The sequence below is a fragment of the Thiorhodococcus drewsii AZ1 genome (assembly GCF_000224065.1).
GTDB lineage: Bacteria > Pseudomonadota > Gammaproteobacteria > Chromatiales > Chromatiaceae > Imhoffiella > Imhoffiella drewsii.
The window spans coordinates 1-1062 of the sequence record NZ_AFWT01000116.1 but is presented as its reverse complement, the minus strand read 5'-3'; the positions used below and the strand labels follow the sequence as shown (position 1 = coordinate 1062).

The window sequence follows — 1062 nt, the reverse complement described above, 5'->3', positions numbered from 1 at the left end:
TCCCCCATACAGCAACGCCCCCAAACCGATCGACAGCCCGAGCCGAACCAGGCGCGCGGCCTGATCGAATTCGGTCCAGGCCAGCGTCGGTCCGCTCACCCACCACAGCACGGCGCCCATCAGCAGGCTTGCGCCCGTCGTTTGGGTCGCGGTAGGGACGACGGTTACCCGCCGCCCCCCGCACAGATCCACGTGAGCGGGACTACCGCACGTGGCTCCTGCCTAGTACTTCGCACCTGAAATTCACTGGTGAATTTACGCCATCAGTGGCTTGCCAATGTAGGTCCAGCGGAAGGTTTTAGCGAGAGTCTGGTTGAAGAAATCAACGAATTCGAGGATCCGCTGCTTGAGCGCCTCGGAGGATGAAAACCGTCCGCGCTTGAGCAGTCGTCGGGTCAGAATGCCGAACCAGATCTCGACTTGGTTGAGCCAGGAGCAGTGCTTGGGGGTATAGACGAAGCGGATGCGGTGGTCGGGATCCTGGAGGAAAGCGGCCCGGGAGGCCATGCTTTTGAGGATGCCGTCCTGGCCTTTGTGACCGAGATCCGTCGTGATCTCACAGCGCTGAGCGACGAACTCCACCAGGCTGGCCGATTGGTGGATGTTGAGCTGATCGCAGATGAAGATCCATTCGCCTTTCGGATCGGTGTCGACGGTGGCGGTGAGATGGGCGAGGAAGTCGGCTTCGGTGCGTGTGTCGCCGATGGAGGGCGTGAGGATCTGCCCGGTGGCGACCTCGAAGTTGGCGATCAACGCTTGGGTGCCGTGGCGCGTGTATTCGAACTCGACGGCTTGGGGACGGCCTGGACGCATCGGATGCGACGGATGGATCGGCTCCAGGGCCTGAATGCCGGTCTTCTCGTCCGTGGAGATGACATGCACGCCCTGCTCATGGAGTTCCTGTGCTTGCTTGCACACCGTGCGGATCTCCTCGCGAAAGGCCGCCTCGTCAGGAATCTTGGGATTGAGCCAGTAGCGGGTCCGATGCGGCTTGAGGTCTGCCTGATTTTAAAATACGGCCGATTGTCGTGGCCGAAATGGTTGGCGCAATGCCGCGCTGGA

The 1062-nt window shown here is 61.3% G+C and carries 1 protein-coding gene; it reads right to left on the bottom strand.

The window, feature by feature from the left end:
- Positions 1-255: 255 nt before the first annotated feature.
- Positions 256-918 (bottom strand): transposase, encoded by a 663-nt coding sequence (locus THIDRDRAFT_RS23275; protein ID WP_007043406.1) that lies wholly within the window; start codon positions 916-918, stop codon positions 256-258.
- Between the last annotated feature and the right edge of the window lie 144 nt (positions 919-1062).